This window comes from Olsenella sp. SW781 (assembly GCF_012027725.1).
In the GTDB taxonomy this organism is placed as follows: domain Bacteria; phylum Actinomycetota; class Coriobacteriia; order Coriobacteriales; family Atopobiaceae; genus Thermophilibacter.
In genome coordinates, this window is sequence record NZ_SJOU01000010.1 from 21877 (window position 1) to 43456 (window position 21580).

General features: G+C 62.5%; 13 protein-coding genes and 1 pseudogene. 1 reads left to right on the forward strand and 13 read right to left on the reverse strand.

Going from position 1 to position 21580, the window contains the following annotated elements; translation table 11 throughout:
- The first annotated feature begins 136 nt into the window (after positions 1–136).
- Positions 137–2230, forward strand: coding sequence for a DUF6541 family protein (locus E0L17_RS07060; protein WP_167930555.1), 2094 nt, complete (start codon positions 137–139; stop codon positions 2228–2230).
- Between the two features lie 97 nt (positions 2231–2327).
- On the opposite strand, the gene E0L17_RS07065 is transcribed toward E0L17_RS07060, so the two are convergent.
- The 13 genes and pseudogenes from E0L17_RS07065 to E0L17_RS07120 form a co-directional block, all read right to left on the reverse strand.
- Positions 2328–2903 (reverse strand): DJ-1/PfpI family protein, encoded by a 576-nt coding sequence (locus E0L17_RS07065; protein ID WP_167930556.1) that lies wholly within the window; start codon positions 2901–2903, stop codon positions 2328–2330.
- Between the two features lie 406 nt (positions 2904–3309).
- Positions 3310–3489: a hypothetical protein gene (locus E0L17_RS07070; protein WP_167930557.1), complete on the reverse strand. Its 180-nt coding sequence runs from the start codon at positions 3487–3489 to the stop codon at positions 3310–3312.
- The gene (locus E0L17_RS10940; RefSeq protein WP_206109053.1) at positions 3483–5642 is read right to left on the reverse strand and encodes a hypothetical protein; all 2160 of its coding nucleotides are present in this window, start codon (positions 5640–5642) and stop codon (positions 3483–3485) included. The genes E0L17_RS07070 and E0L17_RS10940 overlap by 7 nt, the downstream gene beginning before the upstream one ends.
- 217 nt (positions 5643–5859) lie before the next feature.
- Positions 5860–6879, reverse strand: a complete 1020-nt coding sequence (locus E0L17_RS07080) for a CAP domain-containing protein (protein ID WP_167930558.1) — start codon at positions 6877–6879, stop codon at positions 5860–5862.
- A gap of 69 nt (positions 6880–6948) precedes the next feature.
- A complete protein-coding gene (locus E0L17_RS10945) occupies positions 6949–7659 on the reverse strand; it encodes a hypothetical protein (RefSeq protein WP_206109054.1) in 711 nt (236 codons plus the stop codon).
- 105 nt (positions 7660–7764) lie between these two features.
- Complete coding sequence (locus E0L17_RS07090) at positions 7765–9411, reverse strand: RCC1 domain-containing protein (protein WP_167930559.1); 1647 nt, start codon at positions 9409–9411, stop codon at positions 7765–7767.
- A gap of 22 nt (positions 9412–9433) precedes the next feature.
- Positions 9434–10156 carry a hypothetical protein gene (locus E0L17_RS10950; protein ID WP_206109055.1) on the reverse strand — a complete coding sequence of 241 codons (723 nt, stop codon included), beginning with the start codon at positions 10154–10156 and terminating at the stop codon, positions 9434–9436.
- Positions 10157–10393: 237 nt separating this feature from the next.
- A complete protein-coding gene (locus E0L17_RS07100) occupies positions 10394–11839 on the reverse strand; it encodes an RCC1 domain-containing protein (RefSeq protein ID WP_167930560.1) in 1446 nt (481 codons plus the stop codon).
- A 425-nt stretch (positions 11840–12264) separates the two neighbouring features.
- Entirely contained in the window at positions 12265–16959 is a 4695-nt protein-coding gene (locus tag E0L17_RS07105; RefSeq protein ID WP_167930561.1) for an RCC1 domain-containing protein, read from the reverse strand.
- Between the two features lie 77 nt (positions 16960–17036).
- Positions 17037–17264, reverse strand: a pseudogene (locus tag E0L17_RS11270) (hypothetical protein); the annotation flags it as partial.
- A 44-nt stretch (positions 17265–17308) separates the two neighbouring features.
- The gene (locus tag E0L17_RS07110) at positions 17309–17590 is read right to left on the reverse strand and encodes a type II toxin-antitoxin system RelE/ParE family toxin (RefSeq protein WP_167930562.1); all 282 of its coding nucleotides are present in this window, start codon (positions 17588–17590) and stop codon (positions 17309–17311) included.
- A 31-nt stretch (positions 17591–17621) separates the two neighbouring features.
- Positions 17622–17915, reverse strand: a complete 294-nt coding sequence (locus E0L17_RS07115) for a type II toxin-antitoxin system prevent-host-death family antitoxin (protein ID WP_167930563.1) — start codon at positions 17913–17915, stop codon at positions 17622–17624.
- A 78-nt stretch (positions 17916–17993) separates the two neighbouring features.
- Positions 17994–21551 (reverse strand): RCC1 domain-containing protein, encoded by a 3558-nt coding sequence (locus E0L17_RS07120; RefSeq protein WP_167930564.1) that lies wholly within the window; start codon positions 21549–21551, stop codon positions 17994–17996.
- Positions 21552–21580: the final 29 nt, after the last annotated feature.

The following is a 21580-nucleotide window of genomic DNA, read 5'->3' on the forward strand; positions in this document are numbered from 1 at the left end:
ATGACGGACATATGAGTTTCAGAGGCTTTGGGCACCCAGTCGCAGCATGTCATTGAGCTATAGTTATACACGCTTTTTCGATTGATCTTCTGCCCGTTTCTCTAATGAGCCGGGTATTTCCGTGAGGTGATAGTAGATGTGGGGTGAGTTTGCTCTGATTTCTCTGGTTATGTCATCCATCCTTCTGGTTCCCGGATACCTCGTGATGCGCACACTCGGGGCACGTGGCATCTGGCCACTACTCCTCGCGCCCATCCTCAGCCTCTCGCTCATCGCCATTGTGGGACAGGCTCTCGCACTCGTCCACGTTCCCTCCACCCCGGTGCTGCTGCTTGGCATTCTTATCATGCTTCCCGCCCTCGCGCTTCTTGTCACCCGCAGGAAAGGACTCCATCTCGCATTTCCGCACATAGAACCCTGGATAGCTCCCATATACCTCATTCTTGGCATCGCCCTTGGGTACAACCTATTCCTGTCGCGCCTTGGCACTCCCGATGCCCTCTTCCAAGCATACGATGTCACTCAGCACCTCAACCTCATCCAGGCCATGTCTGGCTCGGGCACCTTCACCTCGCTCAACGTGGGGCCATACCTGTCGCTGGCCGATCAGGCAATAGATCCTCTTGGGAACAGCGGCTTTTATCCAGCCGCATGGCATGCCGCCTGCGCGCTCGTCGTCCAGATGACGGGTTGTTCCGTGCCCCTCGTCATCAACGTCTCCATGTTTGTCCTCTCCTGCCTCGCGTTCCCCCTCTCGGTGCTTGCCCTACTCGGCGTTCTCTTCCCCCAATCAAGAGCGGCACACCTCTGCGGGGCCCTTGTCTCCCTCGCCTTTGTTGCCTTTCCGTGGAACCTTCTGGCCTTTGGGCCCGTATACGCCAACATCGCCGGCTTCGCCCTCATGCCCTGCGCCATGGCGCTTTTCATCCATCTCCTCGCAGACGACCTCTCCCCGTTCATGCGAGCGAGGATCTTCGGCGCACTCGTAATTACCGCCATTGGGCTTGCGCTCTGCCATCCGAATACCATTTTCACCTGCGTGGCGTTCCTTGCTCCATACTGCGTCTCAAGAATATGCGCCGCCTGTGCGAGGAGGGGGTGGGGTGTTCTGCAGAAGGCCTCACTCTGCATCCTCTTCCTTGCTTTCTGCGCCGGATTCTGGATTTTCTGCTATCGTCTTCCCGCCTTCAGGGAGACCGTGGCGCATGTCTGGCCCCCCTTCGCATGGGCATTTCAAGAGATTATTAACATCCTTACGCTTTGCTACAACATGGGCTTCAACTACGAGACGGCAGCCCAGCTTCTGCTGGGGGCCCTTGTCGTCGTAGGCGCAATCAGGGCGCTCCACGTGCCGGGCAGACGATGGCTCGTGGCCTCATATGCTGCAATCTGCTATATCCTGCTCATCAGCGCAACCCACAGGGACGAGCTCAAGCAGCTGCTCGCAGGGTTCTGGTACACCGACCCCATGCGCCTTGCTGCCATCGCAGCCATAGCGGCCATCCCTCTTGCAACGCTCGGAGCGTTATGGGCGTATGGGACCATCATGCGGCTTGCTGCCGCCAATAGCAAGGGAACGAGGACCAAGCCACACGGGGCAATCGTTGCCGGAGCCGCCGCCGCTCTTTTTCTTGGCATCAACTTCATGCCCGAGTTCAACCTCCCCGGACTCCACCACGAGTACTCCGCAAAGGAGCAGGCCGAATATAAGAATGTGGAGACGCGCGACTGGCCGAAGAGCGTTCACACCACGTTTGGCGACTTCCGCGAAGCCATCGAAGCCACCTACTCCTATACACAGCCTCTTGATGAGAGCGAGAGGCTCTTCCTCAACAAATTGGACATGAAGTCAGCCGTACCCGAAGGCGCCCTCGTTATCAACAACCCCATGGATGGCAGCTTTCTCACCTATGGCACGGATGGACTCAGGGTCTACTATCGCAATTTTGTCGGGTACGGAGGAGAGAACGAGACTAAGGAAAGCAGGATTATTCGCGAGCGTCTCTGCGACTATGCAAGTGATTCTGAAGTCCAGGCGGCAGTTGAGGCTGTTGATGCTGAATACGTCCTTGTCCTGCGTGGGGGCGAGCGCCAGTGCGGCTTCATCAATCTGCGAGGAGATTATAACGAAGCCCTCTTCTCCGGCATCTCCTCGATAACCCCCGAAACCCCAGGATTCACGTGCGTATGTGAAACGGGAATTCTCAGGCTCTATCGGATTGACAGATAGACCTCTCCGCAAAGCAACGATACGCATCTAGGGGCCGCCCCCAGCGAGGGGCGGCCCCTAGACTATCTTTCCCTAGGAGTCACGTTATATGTAAGAGCTAAATTTCAATCTTGGCACCGAGCAGCCTGGCAAACTCGCGGCAGATGGCAGTGTCGCCGGGCCACGCCGGGGCGGTCACGAGGTTGCGGTCCACGACCGCCTCGTCCATCCCCGCCTCCTTGTAGGTGCCACCGGCAAGGGTGATGTCCGGGCCGACCGCGGGATAGGCGGTGGCGGTGTAGCCCTCGAGCACACCGGCCGCGGCAAGCACCTGCGGGCCGTGGCAGATGGCGGCGACGGGCTTCTCCGACGAGAAGAACTCACGCACGATCTCCAGCACGCGAGCGTTCAGGCGGATGTACTCGGGAGCACGCCCGCCGGTGATGAAGAGGCCCGCGTAGTCGGCGGTGTCAACGGCGTCGAAGTCCGCCGTGAGCGCGAAGTTGTGACCGCGCAGCTCGGTGTAGGTCTGCTCGCCGAGGAAGTCGTGGACGGCGGTGGCAACCGTATCGCCGGCCTTCTTGTCCGGGCAGACGGCATCCACCTGATAGCCGAGCATGGAGAGCGCCTGGAACGGCACCATCGTCTCGTAGTCCTCGGTGAAGTCACCGCACAGCATGAGAATCTTGGGCATGGGAGTCTCCCCTCGTTTGCCATGGCATGAAGCCGTTTCTGGTCAACTCTTGATATTATCGTACAGTCGGCTTGTGAAACTGGCGACCTCTTTGCTCAGTGGCCTGAGCTATGCGGCGGCTGGCTCTGCATGCTCTCGTTAAACTTGAACAATACCAAGCCCGTCGCTGATTGAGTCCCCTTTCCCCGTTTGGCAATTCCAGTCTGCAAGCAATAGAGCATCATTCACCATTGACGACAACTGCAGGAACGCTCCGGCATCCCCACACGAAGGACGCGAGACACAATAATATGAATCTATATCAAACTGCTGGAGGGCATGATGACCCCTCCAGCAACCAGGTCAATCGAGAAATACCGATTGGACAGATTATACAATTAACAAATAGCAGCAAATGACAAAAGGATTAGCCGAGCACCCGGTCAACCTTTACCGTAAAGGTCATTGCGTTCCTGTACACGTCCGTAACGGAGAGCTCAGCCACGCCGACACCCACGGGATTGATGCATACCTCAAGTCCGTCGGCAGACACCTCGAACACTGCGGAATTTGATGAGATGGCAGATGTGACCTCATTGCTCAGCACAAGGTCCTCGTCGTAGCCCCGGCTGACACGCCGCAGGGCGTAGTCGGCGCTGGCCGCCCACAGCTCCGACTCCGTGAGCTGTTCGCCAGATCCTGTGGGAACGACCCTGACGGAAACCGCAAATTCCTTGTCGTCGTCCTGGTTATAGAACTTGATATCACCGCTGCCGGTCCTGAGAGCGGTGACAAGGTAGAGATTGTCGCCCTCGCCGCCGTCGACGTAGCGGACGGACCCGAGATCAACGAGGCTGCTGGCATGGGAAGTCTGTTCACCTCGCCGTGAACCGCGAGCGGGTAGGTCGAGTCGACCTCCATGACAACCTCGTACGATCCATGGGAAAGATTGAAGTCTAGATCGGGGGTCGGGTCGGGCACAGAGTCCGGAGCCGGGTCAACAGCCGACTCACCAACCCCATACCACGCAATCCCCTCGTCCCTCCAGCCCACGGAGACGAGGTGGTCACGCTCCTCCTTGCTCGTGGTGTAGTTGTGCGTGCCGGTCTTCGCAAAGGGGTTGTACTGACGGTAGAGCGGGACGCCGGTCGCGGCCGGCGCCGAGCGCCAGCCCACACCCTCGTACTCCCAGCCAGCCTCCCGCAGGGTCTCGACCTCGTCCCAGGAGAGCGTGTAGTGGTGGTCCCCGCCGGCCACGTAGGGGTTGTAGAGGCGGTAGACGGGGTCGCCCGACGTCGGGGCAATCCAGCCCAGGCCCTCGTCGGTCCAGCCGACCGCCACGAGGCCGTCGCACTCCTCCGCCGAGGCCGTGTAGAAGTGCTCACCGGTGTAGCTGTTGTAGAGGCGGTGCATCCGCGCACCGACAGAGGTCACGTTAATCTCAACCAGCTTAGAGGTGGCAGTATTCCCTTCCCGATCCGTTGCCGTGACAATTACGCCGTAAACACCCTCTTCTTCCACCTCGATGTCTGAGGCATCTGAGTCCACATCCATTAGCACCCCGTTTTTGTACCATGCGTATGCGTATGTGATACCGGCAGCCTCTGAATACGGGAAAACATAAATGTGTGCTGTATCACCTGATATCAGCGAGGTTTGTATCGCTTCCACTTCGACTTCAATTGGCAGAAGGATCTTGCTCGCAGTCAAAGTCATATCTCCAGTGACGGGAGCCAAGAAATCGTATTTCGATCCATCAGACAACATCCAGAACACCTGATAGCCGTAAATCGCATGTAGCTTGCGTTCCTTTATTAGAGAACCGTTCTCCACCTTTACCTCTACTAAGCTCTTCCCGGTCTCCTCATCAAAATCCTCGCCATAGTCAAAGACCACCTTTCTTGCCTTATCTATGGACACAACCTTATATAAGTCATCAGGGGTTAAGACAACATCGAGGCCGTCGGCCAAATATGTTGTCGCTACAGGTAGAGTAAACATGCCGCTATAGATAGATATAGATGGCTTGACCAGCGAATAGCTCATCTCGGTCACACAGTAGAAGTGCCCATTTCCCTGAATACGCAAAGTTGCCTTGTCTGCAGAACTAGAATAATAAGCAATAGTGCCCGAAACGGCCCCTTCGTACGATTCATCAAAGAGTACGTGCACCCCCTTTTCAGGGGCGCTAGCTCCCCAATGCTTTACATAAAACGCAGGCGCGTCAGGCGACTGGGTAGTGATATTTGTAGCACCTGAGAAAACAGCGCTTCCAGCAGCGAGGTCTATGAGCGGAGAGGCCATATAATCGCCTCCCACGACGTTCACATCGTCGAAGGAAACAGACCCCCGACTGGTGATGGCGCCGCGCGCTCTCTCCGCATCGTCCGAAACCTTGATAGTCCCATTTCTAAAGGAGACAATCGAGGTGCCTGGGACTGCAAAGCCAAAATACGACGATGCAGAATTTGAATCTACGCTATCGCATACTTCATACGTGTATCCAGAAAAATCAATCGTCAGATTTTTGTTATCAGATATACTAATTTGCTTGTCGCCGTTTGCGTCATTTAGCAGGACAACCGTATCGCCGCTTTCCGAGGCGTTAATCGCAGCTTCCAGCGACGAAAATTCAGCTTCTCCGACTCTCGCAACCATAGCAGTCTCTGCATGAGCGACCCTAGTGAAAGCGAGCAACATCAAAAGGAGCGCGGATAGCGTTACCACAAGCCCTCTCCCCCTGCACAAACCCATCTCCATGTTTTCTCACCTCTATTCGAACCTTTGCCTAATTCTGCGTATCAGTCAGCGCGAGAAGAAGGGAACGAAAAATGTGCCGGTGAAAAGTGCCGCGCAACTGAAATGTCTTCGCAGCGAGCGGCACAGGAAGGTACGACCGCGTAGGCCTCCCCGGCGAATAAGTTGCCTTGCCATGCCGCAGGATTGCTCGTCGCAAGTCAACGTCATGCCCCCTTGGCTACACCCCGTACCAGCCCACACCCTCCTCGCGCCAGCCCACGGAGACGAGGTGGTCGTTCTCGTCCCTGCTCGTCGTGTAGTTGTGCGTGCCGGTCGTCGCGAACGGGTTGTACTGTCGGTAGAGCGGCACGCCGGTCGAGGCCGGGGCGGAGTACCAGCCCACGCCCTCGTAGCGCCAGCCGGCCTCCACGAGCCCGTCGCGCTCCTCGGCGGAGAGCGTGTAGTGGTGGTCGCCGCCGGTCACGTAGGGGTTGTAGAGGCGGTAGACGGGGTCGCCGGAGGCCGGGGCAGTCCAGCCCACGCCCTCGTAGCGCCAGCCGACCGCGATGAGACTGTACGTCTCCGTGACGTTGGCGGTGTAGAAGTGCTCGCCCGTATAGGAGTTGTACAGGCGCTGCATCACGTTCGTGTCGCCATATCCACCCGTGACGATGCCGAGCACGGGCATGGTGACCGAGTACGACCCGGTGGGAATGGCCCCCTCAGCGGAGTCAAACCCAAACAGCTGGACCCAGTAATAGCTCCCGCCAACGTTGACGCAGCCGATCCCGACGGAGCGATAATCGGAGCCCAGGATGTTCGCCCTATGCCCCGGGCTGCTCATCCAGCCCTGCATAACCGCCGCCGGCGTCCTGTATCCCATGGCAATGTTCTCTCCGTACGCCTTGTCCGAGACGTCAAAGCATGGCGTCCCGTTGGGACGTGAGTGACTAAAGAGAACCGAGGTCTCGCCCGCGCGCAGCATGGCAGCGTTGGTGAGCTCCGCATCGAGGACGAGAGGAGCCAGGCCGGCGGCCGCCCTCTCGGAGTTCACGCGAGCAAGGACGTCTCGGGCATAGTCGAAGTTAGAAACCCCGGAGACGTATGTCTGCGAGACGGCGCGCGAGGCGTCGGCCGCGCCGGCCCCTGCGGTGACGGTAGGCTCGGCAAGAGCGTTCCCCGGACAAAGGAGCACGAACCCCAGAACTGCCGCGAGGAGGAGACCAAACCATCTCTCGGAGCGCGCAGCACGCCTCATATCATCACCTTGCCCCTATCCTATATTCGTCAAACACGCTGAAGACGCCAGCCCGGTCGAGAATAGCGGCTAGCAGCAGTTCCTGCAGGCGCGATTCTTCCCTGCAGCACGAGCCTGCTCAATCGAGCCGGAGCGGATGTTCGTGGACCTCTTGAGCGAAGGGCAATCCTTTGTGGAATGCCACACCTCGCCCCCCGACGTCCAATAGACCACGGACGGCTGCGGATCGCCCGGCTGCTGGGAGCTGCCGGGTTGCTGGGAGCTGCCGGGGTCTTGCGGGTTGCTCGGCTGCTCCGGCGGGAGGAGCCTCCCCTCCCCAACCGCGAGCCAGCCCACGCCCTCGGCCCTCCAACCGGCCAAGACGAGGCTGTCGTTCTCGGCTCGGCTGGTAGTGTAGTTATGGGTGCCGGTCGAGGCGTAGGGGTTGTACTGGCGCAGAACCTCGATACCGCCGCCAGAGGCCCAGCCCACGCCCTCGTAGCGCCAGCCCTGGGCGACGAGCGAGTCCCGCTCGGCGACCGAGGGGGTGTAGTGGTGGTCGCCACCGGTCACATAGGGGTTGTAGAGGCGATAGACCGGGTCGCCGGAGGCGGGTGCCACCCAGCCCACGCCCTCGTAGCGCCAGCCGACGGCCTCAAGACCGTCGCGCTCGGAGGCCGAAGCTGTGTAGAAGTGCTCGCCGGTCCAACGGTTGTACAGGCGGTACATGTCGATGCCGGACGCGAGGGCGCTCGCCGGCGCGGCCAGTGCGATGACCGTAAGAACGAGCGCGGATACCACTAACGCGACTTTTGGAGCAACGATACGACGCATGGTGTTTCACCTCTCGTTTTACTCAAAACATACGATAGGGGTTAATTTGACCCCCCTGGAGACGATCGTCGCCTACGGACCCGCCACCCTCACGGGAGCAGGGCGACTCGTCGTCGAGCCGTCACCAACCTGACCATAGCGGTTCTCGCCCCACATCCAGAGCGAGCCGTCGGCGGTTATGGCACCGGTGCTCGAGAAGGACGTGACGCCGTCGAGTACCTTCGCGGGCGAGGACGCCGCTGGAGTCCCGCCCCAAGCCCAAAGCGATCTGTCGCGCTTCAGGGCAAGGCTCTCGTATCCGCTCGTCTCAAGGAAGACGGCGCTGACACCGCTCATAAGCTGCGTGGGCCAGACAAAATACTCCTGCGTGCCGCCAATCTGTCCATCGCTGTTGCTGCCCCAGACGAAGAGGCCACCGTCCTTCGTCACCGCAGCGCTGGAGAAGGATCCAAGAGAGACGGACGCCACGTTGTTGAGCACATTCACTGGGGTGGTCTGGTCGTCCGCTGTCCCGTTGCCAACCTGTCCGTGGTCGTTGCCGCCCCACATCCACAAGGACCCATCCGTCTTGGTTGCGGCGAAATGATCGTAGCCGCCCAGAGAGACGGAGGCCACGTCCGTCAGAATCCTCGTGAACTCCTCCCGACGGCTCTCCGCGCCATTGGCGCGTGGTCCAACCTGGCCGCACATCCAGAGGGATCCGTCAGACGTGATGACCGCAGTTGAATTGCTTCCCGTAAATGCTGAGACGGCATCCGTTATGCCGGAGGCTCGACGGGGCACGGTCTGGTCCGCGTCCACCTTGTAGCCGAGCGCACCGCTATCCGCGCTCCCCCACGTCCAGAGGGAGCCATCCTCGGTTATCGCAGCGGCGTGAGAGTCTCCATAGGAAACGGAAACGACGTTGTCGAGCACCTTGACGGGAGTGGCCCGGTAATCATGGTGGGTGCCGTCGCCGAGCTCGCCAAACTGGCTCAACCCCCACGTCCAGAGGGAGCCGTCCTCCTTGAGCGCCGCAACGCTGTCAAACCCAACAGAGACCGAGGCGACGTCGCCCATGACCCTCACGGGCTCGTGCCGATCCGTCAGAGTGCCGTCGCCAACGGAACCGTGGCCGTTGAACCCCCACACCCAGAGCTCTCCACCCTCGGTGATGGCTGCGGTTTGGTAGATGCCCTGGTCGACGTCGACCACGCGCTTGCCGGCAATCTTATCCGAGATGCCGTACCAGCCCACGCCTTCCTCGCGCCAGCCGACCGAGACGAGGTGGTCGTTCTCCTGAGAGCTCGTCGTGTAGTTGTGGGTACCCGTGGTCGCGTAGGGGTTGTACTGCCGGTAGAGCGGCACGCCGATCTTTGCCGGAGCAGAGTACCAGCCCACGCCCTCCTCGCGCCAGCCCTGCGCCACCAGCGAGTCGCACTCGACAGCCGAGAGCGTGTAGTGGTGGTCGCCGCCGGTCACGTAGGGGTTGTAGAGGCGGTAGACGGGGTCGCCCGACGTCGGGGCCGTCCAGCCCTTGCCCTCGTCGGTCCATCCCACGGCGATCAGGCCGTCGCGCTCGGTCGCGCTCGCGGTGTAGAAGTGCTCGCCGGTCCACCGGTTGTAGAGGCGCCACATGGTGACGCTCTCGGTCGCGAGCGCCGTCGAAGGGCTCAGAACCGTCAGAAGAGAGACGCCGAAGATGGCTGCTGCAGCCAGAATGCCTGTGCGCCGCCTCATGTTCATCGCCTCCTCAGGAGTCCTATGGCTTGGTATACATCCAAATGTTTCTCGCCAGGGAGCCATCGGACAGGCAACTGGCGAAGGCGCACACCTCGCCATCCTGGTAGAAGTAGATGTCTCTGACCATGATCCCGGCGCCCTCCCAATACCAGGGGTCGTAGATCTTGTAGGTGATCGACGGCAGGTCCGGCACGCGCAACTGCACGCGGGCCCGCTCCGCGAACTCCTCGTTGCTTACCCCGCGACCCTCGCTCACACCACGCCAGGCGACGCCCTCCTCGCGCCAACCAACTGCAACGAGGCTGTCATTCTCGGCCATGTTGGTTGTGTAGTTGTGGGTCCCCGTCTGGGCAAAGGGGTTGTACTGGCGATAGACCTCCACCGCGCCGCCAGACGCCCATGCCACGCCCTCGTAGCGCCAGCCTGCCGCGACGAGCGTGTCGCGCTCTTGGGGAGAGAGGGTGTAGTGATGGTCCCCGCCGGTCACGTAGGGGTTGTAGAGGCGGTAGACGGGATCGCCGGAGGCCGGGGCCACCCAGCCCACACCCTCGTACATCCAGCCGACATTGCGAAGGTTCTCGCGCTCGGTTACCGAGGCGGTGTAGAAGTGCTCGCCGGTGTAGCGGTTGTACAGGCGGTACATGTCCACGCCGCGCGCCGCCGCAAACGCCGTCGTGGGCGCGAGGACCGCCACCAGCGTCGCTGCCAGTGCAAGGGCAACGGACATCGTCCCTTTCCTCATGACCCTTCCCCTCTCTATGCATTAAGGCATCGTTCAGCTCAGGCTCTACTCATGATATTGCTTCGCGCTCCTCGCGCGTGAGTCACTCCCGCAAACGGAGTCATTTGTCATCTCGAACTTGTTAAGAAAACGCTCGGCAGTGCAGAGACTGCCGAGCGTATGTGTCGTGCAATGCGCAACGTCGTGTTTTAGATGGCAACCGCCAGCCTCAAACGTAACAGCGTGCGATCCGAACCCCTACCCAATGCCGTACCAGGCCACGCCCTCGTAGCGCCAGCCGGCCTCGACGAGGGTGTCGTTCTCGGCCTTGCTCGTCGTGTAGTTGTGTGTGCCGGTCGTCGCGTAGGGGTTGTACTGCCTATAGAGCGGCACGCCGGTCGAGGCCGGCGCGGACATCCAGCCCACGCCCTCGTAGCGCCAGCCGGCCGCCACGAGCGAGTCGCGCTCCTCGATGGAGGGGGTGTAGTGGTGGTCGCCGCCGGTGACGTAGGGGTTGTAGAGGCGGTAGACGGGGTCGCCCGACGTCGGGGCCACCCAGCCCAGGCCCTCGTCGGTCCAGCCGACGGCGATAAGCCCGTCGCGCTCGGCCGCGCTCGCGGTGTAGAAGTGCTCGCCGGTGTAGCTGTTGTACAGACGGTACATCGAAGTGCGCCCAGTTGCATCACCAGAGGAACTCGCCGCGAGAATCCTCACGGGGACAGAGCGGTCTGCCGTAGTGCCATCGCCGAGCTCGCCGCACGAGTTCCATCCCCATGCCCAAAGGGACCCATCCTCGGTAAAGGCGGCAGCGTCATAGTTGCCGACGAAGATCTCCGTCACGTTGTCCATGATGCGCGCGGGCTCATCCCGATAATCCGCTGAGGTTCCGTCTCCGAGCTCCCCATGGAGATTGTAGCCCCACGTCCAGAGCGACCCATCAGACTTAAGCACCACAGAGGTGCAATCCCCCAGAGAGACGGACTTCACGTTGTCCATAACCTTTATTGGAGTTGCACTATCCTCCCCGGTCCCGTTACCGAGCTGACCGTATCCGTTGCCTCCACAAACCCAGAGCGCCCCGTCATTGGTGATAAAGGCGGTGTAATCACCACCAGTGGAGACCGACTTCACGCCGTCCCTCACCTTGACGGGCTGAGAGTGACTCACGGTAGTGTTGTCGCCGAGCTGCCCACGGAGATTGTCCCCCCAAGTCCATAGGCTGCCATCATCCTTAATCGCGGCACAGTGATTCGAGCCGATGGACACAAAGCTCGCGTCTTCCATGATCTGGACGGGATTGGAGTGGTAATTCATCTGTGCACTATCAATGTTTTCGCTACAGTCGACGCCCCATACCCAGAGGGTGCCATCGTCCTTGATGGCAGCGGAGGAGTATCCGTTCAGGGAGACGAAGGTGACGCCCTCCATGACCTTCTTGGGCTCACCGGACCCATACTTGCTCTCAATGCCGAGCTCGCCGTAATCGTTTTGTCCCCACGCCCAGAGGGTCCCGTCCTCTGTGATTGCCGCAGAGTGGTAGGCACCAAGAGAGACGGAAACAACATCGTCCATGACCTTCACGGGCTTGAGGCTGTCATCCCATGTGCCATCGCCGAGCTGGCCCTCGTAGTTTCTGCCCCACATCCAGAGGGAACCGTCCTCGGTGATGGCAGCCGAATGCTGGTGGCCTAATTCTACTTCCACTACCCGCAGCCCGTTAATCTCCGTTGAACTCGTGACGGAACCTTCGCTCGCACGAGCTGTTGAGACAAAGGCGAGGCTGGAAAGACAAACAAGAGCCGTAATCAGAATCGCGAGCAATGGCTTTGCCGTCGAAATTCTTTTCAAATTAAGTGAGCTAGCGTACATATGACCCCCCAATAGTGCCTGAAGAACATGACCTAGCATCAACTTCAAACAACGTCCCGAGAAGCGCAACCCCCCCACTCCCATTCGGCTCCTTTTGTCGGTAAACGGGTCCGTAAGGTTAACCGCCTATGTAGATTCTCGCCGTCGTTAATGACAGAAGCCGCCAGCTTGGACGATACGATACGCGCTCGCCGCGGCAGGGGGGCGAACCGATTGATCGGGTCGCCCCCCTGATTCCTTGTTTTGGGACCTCGGCTAGGCTACACCCCGTACCAGCCCACGCCCTCCTCGCGCCAGCCCACCGAGACGAGGTGGTCGTTCTCGTCCCTGGAGGTGGTGTAGTTGTGCGTGCCGGTCTTCGCGTAGGGGTTGTACTGGCGGTAGAGCGGCACGCCGGTCGAGGCCGGCGCGGACATCCAGCCCACGCCCTCGTACTCCCAGCCGGCCTCCCGCAGGGTCTCGACCTCGTCCCAGGAGAGCGTGTAGTGGTGGTCGCCGCCGGTGACGTAGGGGTTGTAGAGGCGGTAGACGGGGTCGCCCGACGTGGGGGCCACCCAGCCCAGGCCCTCGTCCGTCCAGCCCACGGCGATAAGCCCGTCGCGCTCCTCGGCCGAGGCGGTGTAGAAGTGCTCGCCGGTCCACCGGTTGTAGAGGCGGTACATGTCCCGCGTCGATGGGACGGGATCGGGCTCCGGATCGGGCTCGCCAACGATCTCGATGGGCACGGCAACGGTCGCCGTGCGCTCGGCATAGCGGCAGGTGACGACGAGCTCCGCCTCCCCCGGCGTGGAGGTGTCGATCTCGCTTGCGTTCGTCTCGTAGGAGGACGACGCGACCTCGGTGCCGTCCTCGAGGACGGCCGTCACCTCCATCCCGGAGAGGTCGAGGGGCTCCCCCGCCTCGAAGCTCGCGTCGGGCAGCGAGACCCTAACGCGCTCAAGCGGCGCGCCGAGAGCACCCTCGTCGCTCGCGTAGACGAACACGGAGTTGTCGCTCTCGCAGGCGTCTTCAACGTCGGCGGGTGCCGCGACGAGGCAGACGCTCCCGGCGCCCCAGGACACCACCTCGTCGGCGCCAAGGGAGCCAGACACGGCGGCACCCGGGACGACCGTGCCCAGGTCAATTGTGGAAAGAAGGGTCCCCGACACATCGCCCTCGCGGACCTCGAGGATCGCGCGCGAGGGGGCCGTGCCGTCGTTGCCAACCTCGTAGCTAACCCCGTCGGGTCCCCCCTCGGCCTCGAGAACGAGGTCGACGAGGCCGGCCTCGACAGTCGCCGAGGAGGTCGCGGAGCCCGCCACGCCGAGGGACACGCGCGCCTCGTCGCCGGCAGCCACCCCTCCGACAATCGAGGGGGCGGGGACATCGAGCGTGCGCGACTCGCCCGCGCCCATCGCGGGGACGTCGAGCGAGGCGACCTGGCCCCCGCCCAGCGAGACCGACACCGTGCCGGCGCTCGTGGCGGAGAGGCCGTCGTTTTTGACCTCGACCCTCACCGTCGGGACGTCGCCGCCCTCGCCGCCGTACAGGCTGAGCTCGGCGGAGGTCACCTCGGGGGAGGCCGCCTCGTCCACGTCGAGGACGCAGAGGTTGGCGACCTGGGATACCTGGCCCTCGCCGTCGGGGGCGGCGCCCTCCCCGCCGATCGTGACGTCGGAGCGAAGCAGGACGACGTCCCAGCCGTCGCCGTCGGACAGGCCGGTAGCGTCGGACACGTAGCCGGGCTCCTCGGTGAGAGTCACGGGCCCGCTCGCCGTAACGCCACCGGAGCCGCCCGGGTCGAGGCGCCTCGCGACGAGGTCGGAGCCGCCCTCCTCGTCCCTCGCCTCGCAGGTGAGGAGGAGCTGGCCCTCCCCGCCCCCCACAATCGAGAAGTCCGCGGAGATCGAGTCGCCGGACGCGAGAACCTCGCCGGACCCCGCGTCGGCGCTTGCGCCGTAGAGGACGGAGCCCGCGGCGGCGTCGTACCACGCGAGGCAGTCGTCGGCGCCAATCCGCGCGAACCGCAGGCCGGACGCGCCGGAGCCCGTGAGGCCGAGGGCGTCGCCGCTCCCGGCGTCGAGCGCCCGCAGCGTCCTGTCGGACGTCGTGGAGAGGTCGCCATCCGCGTCCTCGACGAAGGCAACGGCGACGGAGCCGCCGAGGGAGCCGGCCGCGACCTCCGTCACCGGAACGTCGCGGCCCGTCGAGCTCGAGGCGCGCTCAGCAAGGGAGCCGCCGTCGGCCGCATAGGCCACCGAGCGGACGGTATTCTCACCAGACATCCCGAGCGGGTCGCAGGCAGGGTTCTCCACCCACGCCACGACGAGCCCCTCGGAGCCGTCAGCGAGCTCGCACGCCTCGACCGAGGGCATGAGGCCGCCGGCGCCAGGGCCGGAGAGGACCACGGGCTCTCCCACGGGCACGACGGAGCCGTCCGCGGAGACCTCAGCAGCCCTGAGGACCACGCTCGACCCCGAGGCAACGATCCCGAGCTGCTCCTCTACGGGCAGGGCGAGCTGGGCGTCCGTGAGCGGCGCGCCCGGCTCGACCTGGGCAACCCACACAGTGTCGCCGACCACGCAGCACGAGGCGTCGTAGCCGACGGCGCCCTCCCCGAGCAGGGGCACGGGCTCCCGCCACGTCCCCGCGGCCTCGTCGTAGACGGAGACGTACGGCGTCGTGCTGTGGGCGTCGGGCATGCCCTCCTGGTCGAGGGTGTAGACGATCGCCCGCACCCCCGACTCGGTCTCGAGCATCCGCGGCTCGGCGCCGTCGTAGACGTTGGGCTGCAGCTGCAGGAGGGAGCCGCCGGGAGAGGACGCCCCGCCGGACGGCGCCAGCGAGCGAGACGTCGCCCGGCCGCTGGTCCAGGCTCCCGCGATGTCTCGCTCGACCCCGAACCAGCCGCCGGAGGAGCCGGCCGCCCCGGCGCCACCCACGGCCGAGCGACCCCTTCTTGCGCTGTCGTAGTACTTCCAGTCGCCGTCCAGGAGGGCCTTCTCGTACTCAAAGCAGAGAAAACGTGCCCGTGCGCCCAGCTCGCCGGAGAGGGTAGCAGAACGATTACCTCTGAGACCTCGCTCCAATGTGACTATGTTGGAGGCCGAACCGTAGACGCTAACGTCAGCAACATAGGCAACTCCAATACCACCGGTGAGCATAAAGTCGGGCAGCGTCATCTCAATTGTACTGTCGACGTAAACACTCGCCTCGTCTAGGTCGACGCCAACTTTACTCGTCGAGTCAACACCGACATCCGCGGAAAAAGTAATCACAACCGGCACCACCACGACAGTTTGCCACTCCCATTTGCCGGTCGCATGCATGCCGACAGAAATCTTCCCTCGGCTGATCTGGATACCATCCTCTACAATCGTACCCTCGGCAAAACCCCAGATACTCATTTTGGGCTCGACAGCCCCACTGAGAACCGTCGCGTTATATGCCACGGCGAGGTCAAGGCCTCGAAGCCCTTTCGCAATGTTTCTGTTCTGGGTCTCCACGAACTTCTTGAAAGTTGTCCATCCACCGCCGTCAATCAGCTCGTCCATGTCATCAACGCCGATGCCGATGCGCCACTGGTTACCTTCGCGCCTGAACTCCACCGGCACCATACCGTAGTCGAGAGACACGTCCGTGCCGCCGAGGAGCGGGACGTCCCTCGGCACCGTGAGCTCGAGGCCGCCCTCGAGCTTGAAGTCGGTTTCCTCGGTGTCCTCCGGCTTGCTCTCAACGGTGACTTCCCCACTTGGCGCGGGCTCGGGATCAGGGTCGGAACTCCCGGACGAGCCGTCGCCCACGACGACCCTCACGGGCTCGTGGCGGTCCTCGGTGGTGCCGTCGCCGAGCTGGCCGAGGTAGTTGCTCCCCCATGACCAGAGGGAGCCGTCCTCCTTGACGGCGGCGGAGTGAGTGCTCCCCAGCGAGACGGAAACGACGGCGCCCATCACCCTCACGGGCTCGTGGCGCTCCTCGGTGGTGCCGTCGCCGAGCTGGCCACGGAGGTTCCACCCCCACGCCCAGAGGGAGCCGTCCACTGTGATTGCAGCGGAGTGAGAGTATCCCAGGGAAACGGACGCGACGCCGCCCATCACCCTGACGGGCTCGTGGCGGTCCTCGGTTGTGCCGTCCCCGAGCTGGCCGATCCCGTTCTCGCCCCACGTCCAGAGCGAGCCGTCCTCCTTGACGGCGGCGGAGTGGCCGTCCCCGCCGAGGGATACGGAGACGACGCCGTCCATGACCTTGACAGGCGTAACCCGGTCCTCGGTGGTACCGTCGCCGAGCTGGCCGTTATAGTTGCGCCCCCATGTCCAGAGGGAGCCGTCCTCCTTGACGGCGGCGGAGTGGCCGTCCCCCAGGGATACGGAGACGACGCCGTCCATGACCTTGACGGGCTCGTGGCGGTCCTCGGTTGTGCCGTCGCCGAGCTGGCCGCACCAGTTGCTCCCCCACGCCCAGAGGGAGCCGTCCTCCGTGATAGCGGCAGAGCAGTCACCGCCTACTGATTCATTCACGAATGCAACGACAACGCCGTCCATCACCCTGACGGGCTCGCGGCGGTCCTCGGTTGTGCCGTCGCCGAGCTGGCCGCACCAGTTGCTCCCCCACGCCCAGAGGGAGCCGTCCTCCTTGACGGCGGCGGAGTGGCCGTTCCCCAGGGATACGGAGACGACGCCGTCCATGACCTTGACAGGCGTAACCCGGTCCTCGGTGGTGCCGTCACCGAGCTCACCATATCCGTTAAAACCCCACGTCCAGAGGGAGCCGTCCTCGGTGATAGCAGCAGAGCAATTTCCCCCCAGCTCCACCTGCGTCACTCGCTGCCCCTCGATCTCGTGCGGGACCACACTCTCCTCGGCCCGGACCACCGTCGCGAAGCCGAGGCACGCGAAAACCGCTACGACCACGAGCAAGAACGCGGCTCCGGCCCTCGCCACGATTGTCCGCCTTGAGACGCTTCTCTTCTTGCCCATGAGACCCCCATAGAACGGCGCAGGTTCTGACGCGATGCTCCATAAGTTTTCAGGTTTTTCGCATCAATCTGCAAGGCTCAGTCGGCGAGAGCCCGCTGTTCTCTCGACAAACGCCACTGAGACAGCTGCACCCCTTCCGCACGCCACCCCACCGAAACAAGGTCGTCGTTCTCCGCGAGGCTCGTCGTGTAGTTGTGGGTTTCGGTCTGGGCATAGGGGTTGTACTTACGATAGAGCGGCACCCCATTCGTCGCGTAGGAGCGCCAGCCCACGCCCTCGTAACACCAGTCCACGGCAACGAGCGAGTCTCGGCAATGCGAATCGTTTCGGGGAGGGCGGCGCCCCTTCCCTACACGGCCCCCAGCCTCCCCGCGTGGTCAGAGCCCGCGAACAGGACGCGCGCCACGGTCACCACGCGCTCGGGCTCCTCCTCGACCCAGTAGAACAGCAGGTAGTTCCCCACATCGATTGCCCTGAACTCATGTCCCAGCTCCCGCAACGGAACGTAGGCCCTCCTGCGGTACGGCATTTTGCGCAGCGAAGAGGCCCCCTCCTCGAACTGGTCGAAGAATCGCTCGGCAACCTGGGGGCTACCGAGCGTCTGCGACATGTAGCGCGACGCATCGATCACGTCGCGGCGCACAAAAGGAAGAGTTTCGATCCTATACGCGGTCGGGCCCCACGGCCACGGACGACGCAACGGCAGCGCGGGCCTCGGCAAGGACTTCGTCAGGCGAGAAGCGCTCCTCTGTGACCGCCGCCTCCCGCTCCGCGTCGCGCAGCGCAGCGAGGACCTCCGAGTGGAAGCTCAGCTCCTCAAAGGACTCGATGCTCATGACCACCATGTCACCGTGGCCGCTACGCGTGAGGACGACGGAGCGGCCACTCTCGCGCACGTCCTCGGAGATCCCCGCGAACTTGTTCCTCGGATCACTCGCCGGGCGAACGGACTGCATGCCGACTTCTCTCTGGCGGTTGCTATCAAAAAAATGATAGCAACCGCCAGTCACATTCACATCGACTTCGAGTTCCATCTACACCCCGTACCAGCCCACGCCCTCCTCGCGCCAGCCCACGGAGACGAGGTGGTCGTTCTCGGCCTTGGAGGTGGTGTAGTTGTGCGTTCCCGTCGCCGCGTAGGGGTTGTACTGCCGGTAGAGCGGGACGCCGGTCGAGGCGTCGGCGGACATCCAGCCCACGCCCTCGTACTCCCAGCCGGCCTCGACGAGCCCGTCGCGCTCGGCCGCCGAGAGCGTGTAGTGGTGGTCGCCCCCGGTCACGTAGGGGTTGTAGAGGCGGTAGACGGGGTCGCCCGAAGCCGGGGCAGTCCAGCCCAGGCCCTCGTCGGTCCAGCCGACGGCGATAAGCCCGTCGCGCTCCTCGGCGCTCGCGGTGTAGAAGTGCTCGCCGGTGTAGCTGTTGTAGAGACGGTACATGTCGGCGGTGTTCGCGGCAGGATCTGCGCTGCCCGGCTTTGCCCCAACGGTGAGAACGAGCGCGCCGCCCTCGGTGAGGACCTCGGTCCTGTAAGCCCCCAGGTCGAGCGACCGAAGCTCGAACCTCCAGGGACACGCCCACTCAACCTCAACCATACGCGACGATATCAGCGAGCCATTCTCATCGTAGGATCTCACGGTCATCGTCTGGCCGTCTAGGTCGTCGTAGCCGGCAACGCTAATCTCGAGGTCATGCAATCCGCCGTCTGCGTGATAGGCAACGGCGACCGCCCGATCGTACGCGTCTGCCATGGTGACGTTCACCGAGCCGTCGACCTCCCGAACGGTCTCGAAGCGCGCCTCCACCGTCACGTCCTCAAGGGCGGGGAACCGGTAGGTGTTCGCAGCGCATACGAGCTCGTCACCCACGTACCACCCAACAAACTCCTCGTTGTCAACCTCGGGAACGGCGGAGAGCGTCACGGGGTCGCCCACGGGGTAGGCCCCCGACCCCGTCACCATACCGCCGCCGACGGCCTGCGCGGCGACGGTCGCGCACGCGGACGAGTCCTGAGCCGAGTAGAACCGACCGGGGACCGTCGTCCCGTCATCCGAGCTGAGGTCGTCCATGGAGGAGCCGTCGAATGTCCCGTCGGGGACGCCCAGCGAGAAGGTCCTCCCCGTCGCAAGCGGAACGTCCCGGTACACCGCCCTGCCGACGGGCGCGCCTCCCGAGTACTGCTCGACCACGCACGTCATGGCACCGTCATCGGTCGCGGTCGCGGTGACTGTGACGTCAAGCCCCGCGGGGGCGACCACGCGCTTCACGTCCCCCTCCAGCTGGATCTCGATGTCCCCCGTAGTCGTGACCTTATTGCCCACGACGCTGCCGAGGAGGTTTCCGGACGCGTCGCGCACCTCCACGTCGACCGGGCATTCGAAGACCCACGCCCAGAAGTCGTCCCACTCGCTATGGGTGTCCTTGCCCTCGTCCGTGTTGTAGAGGTAGTCATAGAGCGAGAACTCAAGCCTGTTGCGCGTCGCCTCCAGGTGAAGCATCGCCTCGCGCACGGTCTCGTCCTTCACTGCCTCGTCGGAGTAGTCGAGGTCCTTGATCTTGTTATAGATCCCAAACGAGTCCTCGAGGGCGTCGAAGAAGTCCGCCTCGTCATCGGCGAGAAGTGGCCTCACGATGTCATATCCGTCCCGCGCGAGCTTGCAGAAGGTGAGCAGGTCCCCGAATCCCCTGCCCTGGAGGAACTCGACCCTGTCCTCGAGAAGATCCGTCATCTCGCCCTTGGTGAAGTCCGCTATGCCCGTGACGCTCGCGAACTCCGCAGCGAGCGAGTGCATCGCCTCGTAGAGGGCGTCCTCAGTCCAGTCGGAGAGGCGTTCCAGGTACCTCTGGAGCACCCTGGCGGTGTCCTCGGGGCTCGCAACGATAACCCCGGTCTTGTCCGTACCGTTGCCGTAAACCCTGACCGACCCGAACTCAGCCCCAAAGAAACCGGTGATCTTGAAGGTGACGGTGTAGTCCCCATGCTCGTACGTAAAGTCATCGAGGTCGACGTGGTTCCTGATCTCGTTCACTATGTCCGCGCTGACCTCGATGAGTCCGCCAGACATGTCGATATCTCCGAGGTCCTCTGCCTCGTCAACGTACTCGTCGAGGTACTCGGCAAGGGCGGCGTACACGGCGTCCATCGCGGCGTCCGGCGTGCCTGCGGGCATCTCAACGATCTTCTCCGAGGCCGGGGCCACCTCGTCGCCCTCGCGGAGCATCTGCGCCTTGCTCTTCTTTTTTGAAGCGGCGAGCAGACGCCGCTCGTCCTGCTCCGCTGCGTCTTGGACGGCGTCGAGGTAGTCGTCCATAGCGGTGACGAACTCCTCAGCGTCCTCCCGGATGTCCTCCCTGACGTCCCCGACGGTCTGGGTGGCACCGTAGTAGTGGGTCACCTCTCCGGGGGTGGCCGCGCCACCGAAGCCGGGGACCATAATGGGCACAGTGGAGCTCACCGTGGTGCCGTCGCCGAGCTTGCCAGAAATGTTCTCTCCCCACATCCAGAGAGAGCCATCTGTCTTCAATGCAGCTGAATGATCGCACCCCATCGAGGCGGAGAGAACATTCTCCATGACTTTAGTTGGCGATTGACGTCTTGTTAGCGTTCCATCCCCGACCTCGCCCCAATCGTTGTCCCCCCATGCCCAAAGAACGCCATCAGAAGTGACAGCCGCTGAATGGTCGATGCCCAGAGATACCGAAATGACATCGTTCATAATCCAAGTTGGTTGGCTCCGATCTGATGTGGTACCGTCCCCAAGCCTTCCATTCCAGTTTGACCCCCAAACAAAAAGGGACCCGTCCTCTCGAATCGCCGCAGACCGATCACCTCCAAGAGAAACGCTTGTAACCCCTTGCAGGATCATCATTGGCTCATTGCAGTTTTCGAATTCACTAATCTCTGGGTTGCCGAGCTTTCCACAATGATTATCGCCCCATGTCCAGAGGGAGCCGTCCTCCTTGACGGCGGCAGAGTGGCCGGACCCCAGGGAGACGGACTTGACGCCATCCATGACCTTGTCGGGCTCGTGGCGGTCCTCGGTGGCGCCGTCGCCGAGCTGCCCGGTATTATTGCAACCCCACATCCATAAAGAGCCATCGTCCTTGATGGCTGCTGAGTAGCAGTCTCCGAGAGAAACATCTGACACACCGCTCATGACCATAACCGGCTCATAGCAGGATGTAGTTGTCCCATTTCCAATTTGTCCGTATCCGTTAGCCCCCCACATCCAGAGAGTGCCATCACTTTTTAATGCAGCCGAGTGGTCGTATCCGAGAGAAACTCGGTCGACGTTGTCCATGATTTTTTTCGGATTGAGACAGTCGTCGGTGGTACCATCACCAATCTGTCCAAACCAATTGCTGCCCCATATCCACAAAGAACCGTCCTCAGTAACGGCCGCAGAATGGTGATATCCTAGGGCCACTTGCGTCACGCGAGGACCCTCGATTTCGTTCGGTACCGCCGCGCCCTCCTCTGCACGGCCCACCGTCGCGAAGCCGAGGCATGCGAGGACCGTAACTGCCACGAGCGAGAGAGCGATCCCGACCCTCGCCACTATCGCCCACCGTGAGACGTTTCTTCCCCTGCTCATGCGGCCCCCAAGGAACTAACAAATGACGA

Excerpts from the sequence above, each read along its gene's own strand:
- E0L17_RS07065 (WP_167930556.1), bottom strand. The coding sequence starts at position 2,903 with ATGCCCAAGATTCTCATGCTGTGCGGTGACTTCACCGAGGACTACGAG.
- E0L17_RS10940 (WP_206109053.1), bottom strand. The coding sequence starts at position 5,642 with ATGGAGATGGGTTTGTGCAGGGGGAGAGGGCTTGTGGTAACGCTATCC.
- E0L17_RS07090 (WP_167930559.1), bottom strand. The coding sequence starts at position 9,411 with ATGAGGCGGCGCACAGGCATTCTGGCTGCAGCAGCCATCTTCGGCGTC.
- E0L17_RS07060 (WP_167930555.1), top strand. The coding sequence starts at position 137 with ATGTGGGGTGAGTTTGCTCTGATTTCTCTGGTTATGTCATCCATCCTT.
- E0L17_RS07115 (WP_167930563.1), bottom strand. The coding sequence starts at position 17,915 with ATGCAGTCCGTTCGCCCGGCGAGTGATCCGAGGAACAAGTTCGCGGGG.
- E0L17_RS10950 (WP_206109055.1), bottom strand. The coding sequence starts at position 10,156 with ATGAGGAAAGGGACGATGTCCGTTGCCCTTGCACTGGCAGCGACGCTG.
- E0L17_RS07105 (WP_167930561.1), bottom strand. The coding sequence starts at position 16,959 with ATGGGCAAGAAGAGAAGCGTCTCAAGGCGGACAATCGTGGCGAGGGCC.
- E0L17_RS07080 (WP_167930558.1), bottom strand. The coding sequence starts at position 6,879 with ATGAGGCGTGCTGCGCGCTCCGAGAGATGGTTTGGTCTCCTCCTCGCG.
- E0L17_RS07120 (WP_167930564.1), bottom strand. The coding sequence starts at position 21,551 with ATGAGCAGGGGAAGAAACGTCTCACGGTGGGCGATAGTGGCGAGGGTC.